At 58.3% G+C, this 16,333-nt stretch carries 16 protein-coding genes and 1 tRNA gene; 6 read left to right on the top strand and 11 right to left on the bottom strand.

Going from position 1 to position 16,333, the window contains the following annotated elements; genetic code table 11:
* Positions 1–111: 111 nt before the first annotated feature.
* Both G7Y43_RS00990 and G7Y43_RS00985 read right to left on the bottom strand, forming a co-directional pair.
* Positions 112–1,080, bottom strand: a complete 969-nt coding sequence (locus tag G7Y43_RS00990) for a trimeric intracellular cation channel family protein (protein WP_165043142.1) — start codon at positions 1,078–1,080, stop codon at positions 112–114.
* Positions 1,068–2,057, bottom strand: coding sequence for a zinc dependent phospholipase C family protein (locus tag G7Y43_RS00985; RefSeq protein ID WP_165043140.1), 990 nt, complete (start codon positions 2,055–2,057; stop codon positions 1,068–1,070). The genes G7Y43_RS00990 and G7Y43_RS00985 overlap by 13 nt, the downstream gene beginning before the upstream one ends.
* Before the next feature lie 191 nt (positions 2,058–2,248).
* Between G7Y43_RS00985 and G7Y43_RS00980 the strand changes: the two genes are divergently transcribed.
* Positions 2,249–2,794 carry a CapA family protein gene (locus tag G7Y43_RS00980; RefSeq protein ID WP_165043137.1) on the top strand — a complete coding sequence of 182 codons (546 nt, stop codon included), beginning with the start codon at positions 2,249–2,251 and terminating at the stop codon, positions 2,792–2,794.
* A gap of 94 nt (positions 2,795–2,888) precedes the next feature.
* Here G7Y43_RS00980 and G7Y43_RS00975 read toward each other — a convergent pair whose 3' ends face one another.
* Positions 2,889–3,416: a hypothetical protein gene (locus G7Y43_RS00975; protein ID WP_165043135.1), complete on the bottom strand. Its 528-nt coding sequence runs from the start codon at positions 3,414–3,416 to the stop codon at positions 2,889–2,891.
* 6 nt (positions 3,417–3,422) lie between these two features.
* Positions 3,423–5,252, bottom strand: coding sequence for an FAD-binding protein (locus tag G7Y43_RS00970; protein ID WP_165043133.1), 1,830 nt, complete (start codon positions 5,250–5,252; stop codon positions 3,423–3,425).
* A gap of 183 nt (positions 5,253–5,435) precedes the next feature.
* On the opposite strand from G7Y43_RS00970, the gene G7Y43_RS00965 reads away from it, so the two are divergent.
* Positions 5,436–8,147, top strand: a complete 2,712-nt coding sequence (locus G7Y43_RS00965; RefSeq protein ID WP_165043131.1) for a LuxR C-terminal-related transcriptional regulator — start codon at positions 5,436–5,438, stop codon at positions 8,145–8,147.
* On the opposite strand, the gene G7Y43_RS00960 is transcribed toward G7Y43_RS00965, so the two are convergent.
* The 3 genes from G7Y43_RS00960 to cimA form a co-directional block, all read right to left on the bottom strand.
* Positions 8,144–9,187, bottom strand: a complete 1,044-nt coding sequence (locus G7Y43_RS00960; RefSeq protein ID WP_165043128.1) for a hypothetical protein — start codon at positions 9,185–9,187, stop codon at positions 8,144–8,146. The two genes, G7Y43_RS00965 and G7Y43_RS00960, sit on opposite strands and share 4 nt — an antisense overlap.
* Complete coding sequence (locus G7Y43_RS00955; protein ID WP_165043126.1) at positions 9,184–9,957, bottom strand: N-6 DNA methylase; 774 nt, start codon at positions 9,955–9,957, stop codon at positions 9,184–9,186. Before G7Y43_RS00955 ends, G7Y43_RS00960 begins: the two co-directional genes overlap by 4 nt.
* A gap of 92 nt (positions 9,958–10,049) precedes the next feature.
* Entirely contained in the window at positions 10,050–11,399 is a 1,350-nt protein-coding gene (gene cimA / locus G7Y43_RS00950; RefSeq protein WP_165043123.1) for a citramalate synthase, read from the bottom strand.
* Positions 11,400–11,752: 353 nt separating this feature from the next.
* Between cimA and G7Y43_RS00945 the strand changes: the two genes are divergently transcribed.
* From G7Y43_RS00945 to G7Y43_RS00930, 4 genes are all read left to right on the top strand, one after another.
* A complete protein-coding gene (locus tag G7Y43_RS00945) occupies positions 11,753–11,929 on the top strand; it encodes a type II toxin-antitoxin system HicA family toxin (protein WP_165043121.1) in 177 nt (58 codons plus the stop codon).
* 31 nt (positions 11,930–11,960) lie between these two features.
* Positions 11,961–12,404 (top strand): MarR family transcriptional regulator, encoded by a 444-nt coding sequence (locus G7Y43_RS00940; RefSeq protein ID WP_165043118.1) that lies wholly within the window; start codon positions 11,961–11,963, stop codon positions 12,402–12,404.
* 87 nt (positions 12,405–12,491) lie between these two features.
* On the top strand, positions 12,492–12,857 hold the full coding sequence (locus G7Y43_RS00935; RefSeq protein ID WP_165043116.1) for a hypothetical protein: 366 nt from the start codon (positions 12,492–12,494) through the stop codon (positions 12,855–12,857).
* Between the two features lie 178 nt (positions 12,858–13,035).
* Positions 13,036–14,286, top strand: a complete 1,251-nt coding sequence (locus tag G7Y43_RS00930) for an MFS transporter (protein WP_165043113.1) — start codon at positions 13,036–13,038, stop codon at positions 14,284–14,286.
* Between the two features lie 153 nt (positions 14,287–14,439).
* On the opposite strand, the gene G7Y43_RS00925 is transcribed toward G7Y43_RS00930, so the two are convergent.
* The 4 genes from G7Y43_RS00925 to G7Y43_RS00910 all read right to left on the bottom strand — a co-directional run.
* On the bottom strand, positions 14,440–15,108 hold the full coding sequence (locus G7Y43_RS00925) for a vancomycin high temperature exclusion protein (RefSeq protein WP_165043111.1): 669 nt from the start codon (positions 15,106–15,108) through the stop codon (positions 14,440–14,442).
* A 425-nt stretch (positions 15,109–15,533) separates the two neighbouring features.
* Positions 15,534–15,608: transfer RNA gene (locus G7Y43_RS00920), tRNA-Val, on the bottom strand.
* A 126-nt stretch (positions 15,609–15,734) separates the two neighbouring features.
* Positions 15,735–15,971 (bottom strand): type II toxin-antitoxin system HipA family toxin, encoded by a 237-nt coding sequence (locus G7Y43_RS00915; protein ID WP_165043108.1) that lies wholly within the window; start codon positions 15,969–15,971, stop codon positions 15,735–15,737.
* Between the two features lie 189 nt (positions 15,972–16,160).
* Positions 16,161–16,333: transposase (locus tag G7Y43_RS00910; RefSeq protein WP_165043106.1), on the bottom strand; the 173-nt coding region annotated here is incomplete at its 5' end.

The raw sequence follows: 16,333 nt of genomic DNA, 5'->3' as shown, positions 1-16,333 counted from the left end.
TTTGATAGTTACCATGAGGGCGGGTGCTTCACAAATGGAAGCGCCCGCCTTTTACTGTGCGGCGCAAGGTCGCTAGGAAACACTGATCAAGGCCATCTTGCTCAATGTTTCCTAGCGTTTTGAGGCGTTTACCTGGTGATGCTTCTCGTAGAGCTCTTCGAGGAAGCTACGCAGCTCGCCGCGGTCGACGCTTATCAGGTCGCTTTCGATACATTCTTCTTCATCGGGGCAGGACATCGAGCGGCTCTTGCTGTTTGACGCACTGTCACCCTCGGCGTTCTTAGGGATAACGGTTACCTCGTCTACCTCGAACTGCGTGACCCACTGCTGCAGGCGCGCCGCGATTTTGCCGTAGGTGCTTAGCGACTTTTCGCGGGCGAGTTTTCCTTTCGGCGGGCGTGCCTTCTGCGCGGCGATAACTACCGGCTTCGTGATGGCACGTACTACGATGCCCGAATGGTCGCGGGCGGTTTGCGTGCTCCAATTGAAATACAGCGCGGCGTAGCGCAGCACAATGACCAGAATCACGCATGAGGTGGCGGCGTATTGTTCGAGCAGGTGATTCTGCTTCATGAGCGCAAACACCGTGGCTCCCACGAGCGCTGCCACGGAGTACAGTGGGCCTGCTTGAAACGTCGACGGGGGGCGTGTCATGCAGATGTCACGCACAACACCGCCGCCGATTGCGGTTATCATGCCCAGGATGATGGCAGGCACCACCTCTTGCCCGGCCGACAGCGCTTTTCCTGTGCCCAGTACCACGAACAGGGCAGTTGACAGGCACTCGACGAAGTCGGTGATAGGATTGAAATACGTGACCAACCTGCCCAGGTAGAACACTACCAAGCCCATAATCACACAGGCGAGGATGAGTGTGGGTTGCTGGAACGCGTAAATGCCGTAGTTTTGTAAGAACACGTCGCGGATCATGCCGCCGGCAAGCCCCGTGACAATAGCGAGACACACGACGCCGAAAATGTCGTAATGTGCGCGTACCGCCGCCATGGCACCGCTGATGGCGCAAAACACCGTTGCGGTGAGTTCTAGCCAGTAGGGGATGGCAAGCACTACCTCGAGCATGCATCCTCCTTCGCGGAGATAGGTTCGACGCTGGTGATGTAGGCGGCTGCGGGTTCACCCGAGAAGTTCAACTCGCCGGTGAGCGCACGGGCTTCGGCTTCGCTGAAAGAGGGGCTTTCGAATGCGACAATGTTGCGCTTCGCCACATGAAGGGCCTGATCGTACAATTCCCAAAATCCATCGGTGCTGGTGCTTCCCGTGAATGGGCACGTCCAAGGCGCATGGTCGTGATTGTCGAATGCGCTGTGCGAAAGCGCAACGTTGCGATGGCTCATGGCGCGGAAGAACGAGTACGGGCGAACAATTTCTTCGGCGGCTCCCACAATGCTGCGCTTGATGCCGGAAGGCGAGCGGAACGCACGCTGCGCGATGCGGAAATCGTGTACGGCGATAGAGAACAAGTGCTTAGGCACGCGCACGCCATAGGTGGTGCTCGCAACGAAGGCATACATGGCACTTATGATGCGCAGTACGCGTTCGCTTGCCTGCAGGATTTCGCGTGAGGGATTAAAAGACGCAATGGTAAGCCCTCGTTTGGTGAACAGCACCATTTCGTCGAACTCGCTTTCGATAATGGCATGTACTTCAGAGCCGTCTTCGCGCGAAAGTCCGTGTACGCCGGCATCGCATAGGGCGAACTGGCTTGCGTAAACGAATGGGTGCATCGTGCTGTCGAGTGAGTAATGGCAGATAAACCCTAAGGCGTAGGCTCGACCGATTGCGCGGTCGTGCTCGTCAAGCTCGAAAATGGACGCCTTCAAGGCATGTATGAGTTCGGAAGGCGCATCTAGGTGCATGCGTGTGCCCAGTGTGTGGAAGCGCGCGACTGTAGGTGTGATGACACTGTAGAACAGTGGGTCGGGCCCTTGGTTTCCGAGCAGGAACGCATCCGCTTCGTCCTTCGAGCCGCCAATGAGTTGGAACAGGTCGTCGTATACATCTCGGCCAAAGAAGTCGTGGGTTATGATCGCTGGCATGTTATGCCCTCCTTGTCGTTTTTGTTCCAACAGCGAGGGAACCGCTGATTAATTTCGCCACCCCGCTCGTTCTTGACTAACAGTGAACTCTAACTGCCCCATATGCTTTTTACAAGCCCGTGAACTGGCTCTACATATTCGAGAGTTACGAAAAACACGCTAATAGCGTTAACTTAGGATATAGTTAGGATATGAAAAGCGAGGAGCGCTTGCGCGCCGATATCCCCCGCGCCCGCGAGCTGGCCGATGTCGTGGTGGTCGCCATGCACTGGGGCACCGAGAAGGTGGACGAACCAAACGAGGAGCAGCTGGCCTACGCTCAGCTGCTGGCCGATTTGGGCGCCGACATCGTGCTCGGTTCGCACCCGCACGTCATCCAGCCCGTCGAATGGGCGGAAGGCGTCGATGGTCATCGCACGCTCGTGGCCTACGGCTTAGGCGACGTGAAGAGCAACCACGAGACGCCCCATCTGGAAAGCGAGCTCGCCGGCATGCTCGCCTGCGATTTCGTTCGCCAGACGCCCGAAGCGGCGGTGAGCATCGAGAACGTTCGCTGGATTCCCCTCGTAAACCACATTGAAGAGGGCGCCCATGCGGTGTACCCGCTGCACGACTACACCGAAGAACTGGCCGCCCGCCACACGTTCCTCAGCCAAGAGAAAAACCCCCTTGAATGGATGCGGCAGCACACCGAGGAAGTCATCAACAGCCGCGGTGCGAACCTGCCTATCGAGTAACAAAGATGCCCCGGCAAACCGGGGCATCCGAGGGAGGGAAAAAGAAGGGGCGCGGCCGTCGGCGACATGCGATCGACGGCCGCGCGGTAAGGCTCTACTCGGCACGCGGCTGCACGCCGTCGCCCGTGTAGGGCGGCTCGTCATCGAGCCACAGCGACGTCACGAAGTCGGGCACGATCCAGCCATCGGGCACCTTGAACTCATGACAGGAATTGCAGCGGGCCACCGACGTGCCGGTCAGCGAGTGGCAATCCTCGCATTCGAAGCCGTTGGTCGCGTGGGCCGCATGGGGGTTGGCCACCACGCTGAAATTCTCGCCGTTGTAGTAGTTCTCGGTATCCTCGACCACCTTGTCCCAGCTGCCGCCATGGCACATGGTGTCCTGCGTGCAGGACGTGGGAGAAGGCTTCTCCACCAGGGCGGTGAGGTCTTGATTGAAGGCCATGTGCTTCGCTATCAGGGAGTCGTCGGTGTACTCCACCTGCTCCACAGCGCCGCCCTCGTCGGATCCCTCGCCCGTCGTGGCCATAGGGGTGCTGCACGCACCCAGGCCCATCATAGTCACGCATGCCGAAACGACAATGCAGGCTGTCAGAATCTTGTTGCGAATCATTATCTGCACCTCCTATTACTGACCAATAAGGTTGCGGGCGTCTTCGTCCCAGCGGTAAATGATGTCCTCGCCCAGCATGTCGCGGATAGCCGTCCAGGAGTAGAAACCGCCGTGGCCGATACCCGTGCCGCCGAACGTTCCGGGGTAGGACGGACCGTAGAAGTTGCCGCCCTGGTTGCCCGCCGCGTACAGGTTCGGGATGATCTTGCCGTTCGTGTCGTACACGCGGGAATGCTCGTCGGTCTTCAGACCGCAGCGCGTCGACGTGATGGAGGCACCCCACTGGGCCGCGTAGTACGGCGGCGTGTCGATGGCGAACAGCCACGAGGCATCCTTGAAGCAGTCGAGATCCTCGCCCATCTCGGCCAAGTGGTTGTAGCGCTCGATGGTGGCTTTCGCTATTTCCGGGTCGAAGCCACAGCCGGCAGCGAGCTCTTCGATGGTATCGAACTTCTTGATGATGCCGAGCTCGACCTCCTTCTCCACCTGGGCAGGCGTGGAAAGACTGCCGGCGGACAGGAACTTCAGGCCGGGCGTATCCTGCCAGCCCTCGGGGAACTTCGACTCCCAAGCGCTGTCCCAAATGGACCAGACCTTGCCGGTGGGCGTCGTGAGGATGGTCGGACCGCCGCACATCTGGAAGTTGCGAATGGACTCGTCAGTGAAGCGCTGGCCGGAATCATCGACCCACAGCACGGGCCAGCAGGCCACGGCCGGGCACCAATGGCCGGCGCGGGCGGTGCTGCTGTGCAGCGGGGAGAACTCGGTATCGCCGGGAGCAGGACGGGCCTCATGGTACTTGTACTCGGTGGACGCGAACACGAAGATATCGCCGGCGCTCACATCGTCCATGGCGGCGCCGATCCACATGGCCGCCTTACACATGTCGCCCGTATTGTTCGGCTCGCAGATGGAATAGGTGCAGCGCTCCAGATAGCGGGCGTACTTGTGCAGAAGCTCCTTGTCGTTGAAGAAGTCGCCGGCGCACAGCAGGATGCCCTTGGAGGCGCGGTAGCGGGTGTACTCGCCCGTCACCAGGTTCTCGGTGATGACCGAGGTGCAGGCGCCTTCCATATCGCCCTCGCGCTCGAGGCGCACGGCCGGCTCGTTGAAGTGGAACTGGGCGCCGTCGTCAGAGGCAATCTCGTAGAAGAGCTCCATCCAGTCGGGAGCGTCGCCAGTGAAGTAGCTGTTGCCATCGGGGCCCTGAAAGTAGTAGGCCGTGTCGTAGCGGGGCCAGATGCCGCCGTCATCGAAGCGGGCGTTGCCGGGGGTCACGAAGGTGTAGCCGTAGGGCTTGATCTTCTCGCGCACCCAATCGACCCACTTGCCCGAGTCCTTCGCATAGCGCGACACGAGCGGAAGCTTGCTCTGGAAGCCGCCCGCATACATGAAGAACTCGCGGGAAAACTGCTTCGGATCGATCACCGGGCAGCCGTCCTCGGCCGCCTGGGAGGCATTGATGCCGGCAATGCACATGCGCTTCACGCCGTGATGGGGGCCCTTCTCGACCACCTGGACGTTCAGACCCTGGTCGGCGGCGTACATGATACCTGCCATGCCCGACACGCCGGCGCCCACGACCACCACATCGCAATCGATTGTGTTGGTAATCAGGCTCTCGTCGATGGGATCCGGAATGTACTCGAACGAGTACTGCGGGTCGCTCACCAGTGCGCGGCGGGTATCCTCGGCAGCCGCGGCTTCTTCGGCTCCGGCTTCTCCGTCCGCCGCGAATGCCGTCGCCGCATTGGCGCCGAGCAGTCCGGCCGTGGCGGAAAGCGTCAGAGCGCTTCCGAGAAAGGTGCGACGGGAAATCCCGCTGCTTTCATGATTGGACTTCATCTTTCCTCCTTCTGGTTCCTTGTCTCGCTCATCGCGATCATCTCCTGGTTTTCCTCTGCCTTTACCCGTACTATGGAGATTCTACGGAGGAGAAGTTGGAGAAGGTTGCAACTTAAGTAGCAGAAAGGTGGTAGCAATTCGTGCTAAGCTGGGCAAAGTTGATCAGGAGGAGGAAGAATCGTAATGGCAAACGGCCTTTTGGCCTCGAAGCTCAGGCCACCGACGGCAATCGCAGGACTCATTTCCCGCACGCGGGTCATCACGCGCATCAACGGATTTCTCATGCATCCCGGAACCGCAATCGTCATCTCGGCGCCCCCTGGCTACGGCAAGACCAGTGCCGTAGCGGAATGGGCTCAGTCGAAGCTTTCGAAGCGCTTCCTCACGCCGTGGTTGTCGTTGGACGCCTACGACAACAACGCGGGCTCCTTCCTCGCCTACCTCCAGGCTTCCATCGATCAGGCCGATCAGCGTATTCTCAAAGGCGTCGATCTCGTCGCACTCTACGACCCCGACGATCCGCGCATCCTCTCGGCCACGCTCATCGACGCCCTGCGCCGCTACGGGTGCCCCGTCGCCCTCTGCCTCGATGACTTCCAGCACATCGACAACCCGCGTATTTGGGAGCTTCTCGATATTCTCATGCGAAACGCCCCGGAGAACTTCCATTTGGTGCTCATCGGGCGCACGCTGCCGCCTATCTTCGACATCGGACTTCAAAGCAACGGGACCGTCGCGCTCGTCGATCAAATAGATTTGCGCCTCAGCGATGGCGAGATAGAGGAGATGCTCGCCCGCCAGCCGCTTCAAGCGCCGGGCGACAGCGTTACCGACCTGGTACAACGCACCGAGGGCTGGCCCATCGCCGTCCGCCTCGAGCTGCTTTCCGGCGCGCAGGTCGACGGCGAGGCCCGCCTCGGCGTCCGCAGCTCGTCGACCAACGCCGGTATCGGGCACCTGCTCAAGACCTACCTGGCCTCGCTCGACGAGAGGACGATGCGCTTTCTGATATACGCCTCGCTGTTCGAGACGTTCTGCGCCTCGCTCGTGGCAACGGCGGCGCCGCCGGAAGACCTCACCTTGGGTGTTACGGAAGAAGCGCTCGCCCGCCTTGTCGAGACCAATGCGTTCATCAGCCCCATCGCCATGGGCGACGGGGAGCGCTGGTACCGGCTCCATGCCTTGTTCCGTGAGGAAATCATTCGCATGCAGGGCAGCTATCTTACTCCAGCGGCGCTCACCGAGGCGCAGAGGCGGGCGGCGGACTGGCTGCGCGACAACGGCTATTGGCACCACGCCATCGAGCACGCGCTGCTCACCGGCGACAACGCCTTCGCCGCCGAATGCCTTGAGGAAACGTGCATCGCGCTTTCACCGAGACTGCCCTACGAGAAGACTTTCGATATCGATCGCTGGTTCGCCAGCATTCCCGAATCGTTCATGGCTAAGCGACCCTCCATCTACCAGAGCTATGCCCTCCACCTCATGCTCGAAGACCTCCCCTCCCGTCGAGATGATGTCGATTCGCTGCTCAGGCGCTTTTGGCGCACCGAAGACGGGGAATCAAGAGGACGAGAAGGTAGCCTTGTCTTGGGCGATGCGCTTATCACCCTCGCCTACGATATTGCCACCGGACACGCGAAAAAGCTCGCCGACGACAAGCTGTTTCTGCGAGAATGCGCCGAGGCCGTGCCGGCGGGCACCCCCTACCGGTGCCGCCTGTTTCAAATGTTCTCCTACCTGCGACTTTGCGACGACGATTTGAGCGGAGCCTTCGGATATCTGGAGGCGGCGGCTGTGGCGGCGCGGCCCTACGAGTCGAAGACCATCGACAACTCCATCGCCGCAGCGAAAATGACCTTGCTCATCAAGTCGGGACGTTACGCGGACGCCACGGTGCTGGGAGATTCGGCATCGGCTGAAGCGGGCATCCGCGATGAGAGCTACGATGTCATCTCCTTGCTGAAAGCGCGCATCGCCCTACGCGAGGGCCGTCTTACCGAGGCGAGGGATATCTTAGGGCAACTGGACACCATCCGGCCGCGCACCTACGGGCGCCTTCTGGCCGTCATGGAGCGGTTGCGCGTGTACTTCCTCCTAGACGACAGGGAGGCCGCGCGCGAGGAAGTGCGCACCCTCGGTCGTATTTCGCCCTTCGGCGATCTTGCTCGGGAAGTGCTCGCGTTTTCCGATGCCATCGGCGAGGCCGAGCCGGCAGATGCACCCGATATCGAGCTCGCCTTCGACCCTTGCTGGGATGTGGCCCAGCCGAGCAATTTGAGTTTGGCCTCCTCAACCGCCCAGCTCATCGAGATGATGCGCGCCGCACGACGGCTCAACTCGCTCAACGCGCATAACGCCGAGCAGGCGCGCCGTTATTTCGAACGCGCCCTGGAAACGAGCCGGGCGCGCGGGCTCGTCGACCAGAGCATCGACTATGCCCTGTTGCTCGCCTGGGGCGCCTCGGCCCAAGGTTCAGACGATGCCGCGACCTATCGCGCCCTCGTCGTCGAATGGGCATCGAAAGTGGGGCGTCTCGACCTCTTCTCACCGGTGAGCCCCGTTGCGATGGGGCTTGACCTCAAGGAGGCCATCGACGAGTCGGGCGCGCCGAAGGAATTCGCAAACGCCGTCCGGTCGTTCCGCGCGAGCGGCCCCTTCGGCAAGCCCGTTCAGGCCAAACGCTCCGACCCGAAGTTCCGCATCCTCACGAAGCGGGAAACCGAGTTGCTGAAACTGGTGGCCACGGGACTTTCAAACCAGCAGATCGCCGATGAGTTGGGGCTCTCGCAGCTGACCATCAAGTCTCATCTATACAACGCCTTCCAGAAACTGGAGGCGAAGAACCGCACCGATGCGGTGTTCGTCGCCCGTCAGATGGGGCTCATTCCCTAGTCGGCCGCGACAATTTTGAGCAGCGGAGCGTAGAGCAGCGCCAGCCGATCGCGGTGACGCTTGAGCAGCGACACCTCTGCGAGCACATCTTGGCCGATCCTCTCAAAGGCCTTGGCAGTCGCAAAATCGGGCACCGTCACGGCGGCCTCCTCCAGCAGCCGCGTCGGGCAGCCTTCTTCGAGAACGAACCAATCCCTGCGCGCGCCCACGGAGCCGTGCCGCAAAGCGAAGAAGAGCGTAGCGGGTCCCAGAGAGCCGCCCGGCAGTACCGCCGCCAGTTGAGGAAGCAACCATGACGGCGCATTCGTCCAGCCGAACTCCAGGTTCCTCCCCTTTTTCCGCACTATGAGAGCCGGTCCCTCAACGCAGTACCCGTCCACCTTTCCCACGGCATCCGAGGCTGTGAAGAACGGGTAGCCTGCAACGATATTCGACTCGACGACTCCAATCGGCTCGCCATAGCGAAGGGACGCCGCCTCGCCCAAGGTCGTTGTCGTCAGCACGCCACCGCTCGTCATTTCAGAGAACAGCGCATCGCCCAATTCGAAAAGGAGCGCGATTTTCCCCTCGATAAGCTCGGTCAGACGCTCCAGGCCAACGGAGGCCTCGCAAAATGCCGTCCGCACTGTCTCGGAGGGCCAAGGGAGCTCGATTTCCTCCAGCGTGGATTCGTCGATAAGGTCGATAACGGGGTTGAACAGCAGATAGCCCTCCGCCTCAAGGAACCTGAGCGCCCAGGTGATATAGGACAAGTTCGAAAGATCGCGGGGAACGATCAGGAAGTAATCCTCACTGACCAGGATCTTTCCCGATATGGCTCGCGCGTTGAACCCGCCATGGTCGTTCTTCACATCATAGGATGTGCCGAGAAGGATGGCGTCGCCGCAGAAACTGTAGTCGTCGACTGGCACCGCCCCGCGCACGCGATCGATATAGGTGTAACGGCCCGCGCCGAGCTGCGCGCGATCCCGGGGAAGGTCATAGCGGCGGTCGTTACGCACCTCCACGACATCGAGGAGCTTTCTCTGAGAGGTGCTCATGATAGCACCTCCCGAATGCGGCTCACCAACGCCTTCTCGTGGTCATTGATGGCCTTCGTCTGGCGCTGCAGCTCGTCGAGCAGCTCGGCGACTCCCCTCTTCAAAGGCTCGCCATCGGCCTCGCGCAGTTTCTCGGGAGCGAAGACGAACCGCGACGGCAGAAGGTCGAACTTCCTGTCCTCTATGCCATCGACGTTAGCGGTAAGGCTGAAGCGCATCTGGCGCTCGCGCCCTTGTTCCATGAACTGCTTGAATGCGGCAAATATACGGTTCGCCACCTCCGCTGGGAGCGTACGCTTCAACGAACCGTTCACGTCGCATCCCAGCTCCTGGGCATCGACGAACAACGTCGCCTTCGCGCGGTCATTGGGCCTAGCTGGCCCAATGACAAGAAGATGCGCCACTGCCGAGGTGTTGTCGAACAGGCGCCCGGGCAGCGCCATAACCGCATACACCCGACCTTCCTGGATGAGATCTCGCCGAATGGGGAACTCCTCGACGTGGCTGCTCACCAGCGCATAAGTAGGAAGGGCCAGTACGGCAAAGCTGTCGTCACCCATTCGCTCAAGAGCACCCTTGACGAGGGAGAACGGCTCGGGGCGCCCGGCCGTGCCCGTCTGGGGCTGGGCCGGGGCCAGCACCTCGCGGGAAATGCCCACCACCGTAGCGCCGTCGTGCGAGCGGCCATCCAGGTACTTCGCCAGGCTCTCGATGAGGCCCGAGACCGCAGGGGGGATGATTATTCCGTTTTCATTCTCGCTCTCGCTCATATGCGCGCCTTTCGCCCGAACAATGCAGGTACGCGCTCATTTTCCCCGCCTGACACGAGAACTTCTCATACTTTAGTTGCAGAATTGGCACTTTATAGGCGCTGTTCGCGCTTGAACGGCCGGTAGACGGACTCAAGCCACCTCGCAGCCAGATACAGCCCGTACTCCAGCGCGTCCACGAGCGCGTTCCACGAAGCTTCGATAACGTTTTCGGAAACGCCGACGCTACCCCAAGTGTGGGTGCCGTCGGTGGTGGTGATGGTGACGCGAGTGATGGCGTCGGTGCCCTGACTCTCATCCAGGAGGCGCACCTCGTAGGTGAAGCCCGCCGCCTCCCGGGCCTTGATGTCGTCGAGCACCGCCTGCACATCGGCTCCGGTCTCCTCCAGGTCGAATCCGAGGCTGGCGGCCTTCTGCAGAAGCGATGCCTTGCCGGCCAGTTCGCTCACCAGCATACGGGTGCCGTTGCCCACGGCCGCCGGGCTCACGTGCTCGTAAGCCTCGGGGAACCGCGCGATGGCGCTGGCGTGCAAGCCGCCCTTGTGGGCGAAGGCGCTCGCGCCCGTGTAGGGGTGATGCGCCGGCATCGACAGGTTGCAGAGCTCCGCCACGTAGTGGGCCACACTGGTGAGCTGCGCGAGGTTGTGCGCGCCCACGCATTCCGCGCCCATCTTCAGCTCCAAGTCGGCGATAACCGTGAGCAGATCGGTGTTGCCCACGCGCTCGCCGATACCGTTCACTGTGCCCTGCACCTGGGTGGCTCCGGCGCGCACGGCCGCTAGCGTGTTGGCTACCGCACAACCCGAATCGTTATGACAATGGATACCAAAGCTGGCCTGGGGAAATGCCGCTACGACTGCTGCAGTAATTTCCTCAACCTCAAAAGGAAGGCGCCCGCCGTTGGTTTCACGCAGATCGATAGAAGCAGCACCAGCGTTTACAGCCGCGCCAATGCAAGCCAAGGCATAGGAAGGGTTCGCCCGATAACCGTCGAAGAAGTGTTCAGCATCGAACACCACCTGTCGCCCGGCGGCTGCAAGAAACGCCACCGAATCGGCAATCATACGCAGATTCTCATCGAGCGTGGTCTGCAAAGCGCGCTCCACCTGAGCATCCCACGTTTTCCCGACGATAGTTACCACCGGTGCCTCGCAAACCAGCAAATCGGCCAATTCAAGATCGTCAGTGGCTGCCACTCCCTTTTTACAGGTGGAGCCAAAAGCAGCAATACGCGCATGGGTAAGCCCCATAGCAGCCACTTCCTGAAAGAACGCCACATCCTTGGGGTTCGAGGCAGGAAAGCCACCTTCGATAATGTCGATGCCGAATTCATCGAGCCGTCGCACAATAGCCAGCTTGTCCCCGAGCGACAAATTGACCCCCTCACACTGCTCGCCATCGCGCAAGGTGGTATCGAAGGTAGTGATACGCCGTGTAGCCATGAGACCTCGTATAGCACTACAGTCATTGGACAGTTTTGGAGCAGTGACATTCTGACTGGTAATCAAACTGCGCAATCTGCCAGTATCTACCGGACAGGCGTTTTGGAGCAGTGACATTCTGACTGGTACTCAAACAATGGCGACTGATGGAAACTACGCTCAGGCGTTTTGGAGCAGTGACATTCTGACTGGTACTCAAACACAGCGAGGACGTGTCCGCATTGCTTTATTGTTTTGGAGCAGTGACATTCTGACGCCCCAAGAAAGCGATACTGCTAATTATTAGCTTAGTGCGAGCTTGATAAATTATAAATAAATGTTTAGGATTAACGTATATAATGAGAGGAAAACAGGTGGTCAAAAGAAGGCAGGATGAGCTGTTCTTTAAAGAGCATGGGTTCATCAATGAGGGCGGCACCAACCACGACAAGCTGGTTCACCCAGATGGAAGATGGACAACGCTCGGAAGACACAAGGAAATCAGCAATAATCTCTTCGATGAAATGAAGAAGCAAGCAGGTCTCAAATAGCCCCTCACAGCGATATGAAAGGAGCATAGAGATGCTTTACGTATACGAGTTTGAAGTCTTTGAAGATGATGGGTTGTTTCTTGCCTTCCCTTATGACATGGATGGTGGCACCCAGGGTGCAAACTTTCGCGAAGTGTGTGAGACGACTGCCGACTGGCTCCAAGCAGAAATGGAGCACCGGGCAATGCATGACCAAGTATTCCCCGAACCAACATTCGGAAACAAGCCGGAACACGGCGGTCAAAACCTGGTAGTAGCCGTTAATGCTGGCAAGGACACAGTACCACGCATGACATCTGCTGCGGCGGCACGAGAGCTTGGTATAACGCCTGGGCGTGTATCTCAGATGGTGAAGGCAGGATTGTTGGAAACCTTCGACTATGAAGGCCGCACCTGGATAACTCGCCACAGCGTGGAAGCCCGCAAGGCCGAATCCCCTAAGGCGGGACGCCCCAAGAAAGCGATACTTGCTTAAAGATGGTTCAGATACAAAGAGTCCCCGCGCATATGGGCGGCAACCCTGTGCGAGGAACAGCAAACACCCCTGCCCACGAAAGCGGGTATGGCGGTGAAACGACCCGTAAGCACACGGCTTCATGAGATAGCGTGCGCCCTTATATCCGACGGGCGCGAGTGGCTTGCCGACCGTGGCGACGGGCTCCCGCTGAACACGCATGCGCTTAATCGCTTGTGGGAATCTTGCACCTTAGCATCCGACATTCCCTTCGCCAACCTACGCAAATCATGGCGAACTTTCGCGCAATACGATTGGGGTATCGACTACGACACTTTGGAGCTTTTAATGGGTCATAAGCTTCCCGGAGTAACCGGCACACACTACTTAAAACCATCGCCAGAAAAGCTCGCCGAAGCCCTCGCGAAGGCGTACGCAAAATCAGGCTTCCCTCGCAAAGTTCAAGCAACTTAGGATAAGTTAGGATATTTTACATTCATGAACTATAAAACACCTGGTCAGAATAGTGATGATATTACGTGAAGTTAACTAACAATTAACCTGTCGCACTGTTCCGCATACTATACAATGCGAAACCAGAGCACATAATTTTGCTACGTACGTTTCACATGATTGTCTGGAAGGACGTTCCGTGAAGGGAAAGCTAACCAAACAGGAGAAAAGCTGGATCCTCTATGACGTGGGAAATTCGGCGTTTGTTATGTTGTCGACGGCGCTCATTCCCATCTACTTTGCATCGCTTGCAGAAGAGGGCTCGTCGGTGGTGGTGGCGTGGGGCTATGCCGAAACGGTGGCCTCGCTTATTTTGGCGCTCCTCATGCCGATTCTGGGAAGTTTGGCCGACCTGCGCGGCAACAAGAAGAAGTTTTTAGTGGGAACCATCGGAACGGGTGCAGTTGCCTGTGCGGCGTTGGGGTTGCCGCAGGCGGCGTTGCCGTTTCTGATCGTGTACGTAGTGTCATCGGTTATGCTGAATGGATCAATGGTGTTCTACGATGCGTTTCTGGTTGACGCTACCACCGAAGATCGCTTCGACGAGGTGTCATCGCATGGCTATGCGTGGGGCTACATTGGTTCGTGCATTCCGTTCATCGCTAGCTTGGCTATTGTGCTCGGTGGTGGCGCGATTGGTATCGACACCGCGTTGGGCATGAAGATTGCTTTTGTACTGACGGCTGCGTGGTGGGTTGCGTTTAGTATTCCGCTGTGCCGCAACGTGCATCAGACCCACTACAAAGAGCGCACGCCAAACCTGGTGCGCGACACGTTCTCTGGTCTGTTGCGTACGTGTCGAAACATTGCGCGCGACCGAAAGTTGCGCCTGTTCATGCTCGCGTTTTTCTTCTACATCGACGGCGTGCACACCATCATTAAGATGTCTACGAGCTACGGTACCGATTTGGGCATCGATTCGACGCAGCTGGTGCTGGCGCTGCTGATGACGCAATTCGTCGCGTTTCCCTCGGCTATCGCATACGGGCGCTTGTCGAAGCGTTTCGGGTGTCGTCGCATGCTGATGGTGGCGGTTGCGGCGTATGCGGGTATCACACTATTCGCGGCGTTCTTCCTGCGTACTGCCGTCGAGTTTTGGGTGCTGGCGTTTTGTGTGGGCATGTTCCAAGGCGGCGTCCAGGCGCTTTCCCGCAGCGAATTCGGCAAGCTTATTCCGAAGGAGCACGCCAATGAGTACTACGGCTTCTTCGATATTTTCGGCAAGTATGCAGCTGTTATGGGGACGTTCTTAGTAAGCGTGTTTACGCAGATCACGGGCAATTCGAGCGCAGGCGTGCTGTCGTTGGTGATCCTGTTCATCTTGGGCTTCGTGCTGCTCTGGCGGATGCCGGACACTTCAGAAAACGGTGATGTTGCGGGCGGCAACTAACAGCAACGAGCGAAGCACTGACTGTTGGAGGTCTTGTTCTGTGCTGGCGAGGCCGGAGTTAATTAGTGCTTCCCGCCACTTCGGTGCGCTTCACCGGAAGGTCGCTGTGCTAACGAAGCTGCAATTACTCAGTGTTTGCCCCCTGTGTTTCAGTTAGTTGGTAACATTGCCCGACTGATTTAGACTGATCATTTCGCCGCCTACGGTCGAAGGTGTCCTCATAATGGCTTTGAACAGGTCTTTCGTTCGTGCTGGAATTTCGCGCACGTCATACCAGAGTTGCGCACCGTAGTTTTCGTAGTCGCTTGGTACACCCACAGCTTCCATTCCGAGGGTTTGTGCCACGGCGAGCGCGCGGGGTAGGTGGTATGACTGTGTGGCAACTACGATGCTGCTCGCGCCGAAGATGTTTTGTGCGCGATACATGCTGTCGTAGGTGGAAAAGCCTGCGTGGTCGCAGAATATGTCCTCGGATGGCACGCCTTTCTCGATAGCGTATGCTTTCATTGCGGCAACTTCGTTGTGCGAGACGGTTGCGTTGTCACCACTCATGATAAGCTTCGGCGCAAGGCCGGCAAAATACAGTGCGATACCGTCGTCAAGGCGGTCGCGCAAGATACTCGAAGGCGTTGCGTCGGCGCGCAGTCCTGCGCCAAGCACCACGATGGCGTCGGCGGCGTTTTCCGATTGTACGCGGGCAATAGCCTCCTCGTGGGTGAGGATACTCGATTTCGTGGATCCGATAACCCAGGCGTTCGATCCGCCAACGACGATGGCGCAGGCGATGACGCATGCCAGGGCGATATGGGACAGTCGTTTCATGGGCTGGTCCTTTCCGTGGTTATTGTCGAGCGCGCTGCGTATTGTTTCTGCTTTATCTGGTGAGAAAAATAAGGCCAAGCGGGGATGAATCGCTTGGCCTTATTGCACGATACGGAGGCGAATGGGGAGGGAGGGAGAGCCTCCGCCGTGCTTCGATACGGATAGTAGCACGAGTCTTCAATCGAAGACAGAAAACTCATTCGGCAACAAAGCTTCTACATTTTTGGACGTCTGTAACGGAAGCGAGAACTTCAGCATTGCTTTCGTTTGCGGCGAGGGGACTACGGTTGATTACAGGTCTGATTTTTACTTCGGCTGTAGGAGAACGTTCGTATTTTGGGACAGGACAAAGGCAGCGTATTTCTTTTAAAGGACGAACGCAAGCGGCCCGTTGGGTGAACATCCAAGGGGCCGCACATTGTTCATGGTGGTCGCTGCAGGATTTGAACCTGCGACCCACTGCTTGTAAGGCAGTTGCGCTCCCGCTGCGCCAAGCGACCGGTTTCGTTCATTGCCGAAGCAACAGTTGCACATTGTGCCACATCGAGCCGCATCGCGCAACAGTGCAAATTGGTAATCTTGTGCAAACTGCTTGTTGTGTGACTTCCAAAACTCGATGCTAACTTTTACAGCCTGGCGATATTGTTGCGCACTTCATCAAGAATCATTTCACCAAGCTCAGCGCAGTTCACTCCGCCGTCCTCCAATTGGGTAAGCGATTGCTCTATTGCACCTTCAACAGATCCCGCAAGTTCTTCGAGCCTCGTCATAGCACGACCACAGGGAAGTTTCATCGACTTTGCCATATTCTCGAATGACCCTGCAGTAACATCTTCAAGCGCATAGGTTCCATCAATAGACATAGCCATCCGTCTAGACAAACCGCTATAGCGCGACGTGCAAATAAGATCATATGCAGGCGCAAGACGCAGCTCCCGCCACGTCGAATCTCTCAACAAGGGGCTCTTCGGGAGTTTGTGTGGGTGAATAAACCGTAGAAATAAAAGGTGACATAGGGATTCTCGGTTAAAGTTTTTGGCCCTTCGCGGTTTTTAGTGGGTAGCACAGGGTGCCAGCTGTGGGAAGTGTAGTTTTCCCAGGTTCAGGTAGATGATGGTCTTGAAGTACTCCAGGTTGCTGAACCCGCGGGCCTGTCTTTTGGCCGATTGGATGATTGAGTTCATACCCTCTAACACGGCATTGGTTAGCCTGTGGTCGAAGTAGT

The sequence above is a fragment of the Adlercreutzia sp. ZJ138 genome (assembly GCF_011038935.1).
GTDB lineage: Bacteria > Actinomycetota > Coriobacteriia > Coriobacteriales > Eggerthellaceae > ZJ141.
This window is presented reverse-complemented; position numbering and strand designations above follow the sequence as displayed.

Bases quoted from the DNA above. Each gene is read 5' to 3' on its own strand.
- G7Y43_RS00990 (WP_165043142.1), bottom strand. From the start codon at position 1,080: ATGCTCGAGGTAGTGCTTGCCATCCCCTACTGGCTAGAACTCACCGCA.
- G7Y43_RS00985 (WP_165043140.1), bottom strand. From the start codon at position 2,057: ATGCCAGCGATCATAACCCACGACTTCTTTGGCCGAGATGTATACGAC.
- G7Y43_RS00980 (WP_165043137.1), top strand. From the start codon at position 2,249: ATGAAAAGCGAGGAGCGCTTGCGCGCCGATATCCCCCGCGCCCGCGAG.
- G7Y43_RS00970 (WP_165043133.1), bottom strand. From the start codon at position 5,252: ATGAAGTCCAATCATGAAAGCAGCGGGATTTCCCGTCGCACCTTTCTC.
- G7Y43_RS00965 (WP_165043131.1), top strand. From the start codon at position 5,436: ATGGCAAACGGCCTTTTGGCCTCGAAGCTCAGGCCACCGACGGCAATC.
- G7Y43_RS00960 (WP_165043128.1), bottom strand. From the start codon at position 9,187: ATGAGCACCTCTCAGAGAAAGCTCCTCGATGTCGTGGAGGTGCGTAAC.
- G7Y43_RS00955 (WP_165043126.1), bottom strand. From the start codon at position 9,957: ATGAGCGAGAGCGAGAATGAAAACGGAATAATCATCCCCCCTGCGGTC.
- cimA (WP_165043123.1), bottom strand. From the start codon at position 11,399: ATGGCTACACGGCGTATCACTACCTTCGATACCACCTTGCGCGATGGC.
- G7Y43_RS00940 (WP_165043118.1), top strand. From the start codon at position 11,961: ATGCTTTACGTATACGAGTTTGAAGTCTTTGAAGATGATGGGTTGTTT.
- G7Y43_RS00935 (WP_165043116.1), top strand. From the start codon at position 12,492: ATGGCGGTGAAACGACCCGTAAGCACACGGCTTCATGAGATAGCGTGC.
- G7Y43_RS00925 (WP_165043111.1), bottom strand. From the start codon at position 15,108: ATGAAACGACTGTCCCATATCGCCCTGGCATGCGTCATCGCCTGCGCC.
- G7Y43_RS00915 (WP_165043108.1), bottom strand. From the start codon at position 15,971: ATGTCTATTGATGGAACCTATGCGCTTGAAGATGTTACTGCAGGGTCA.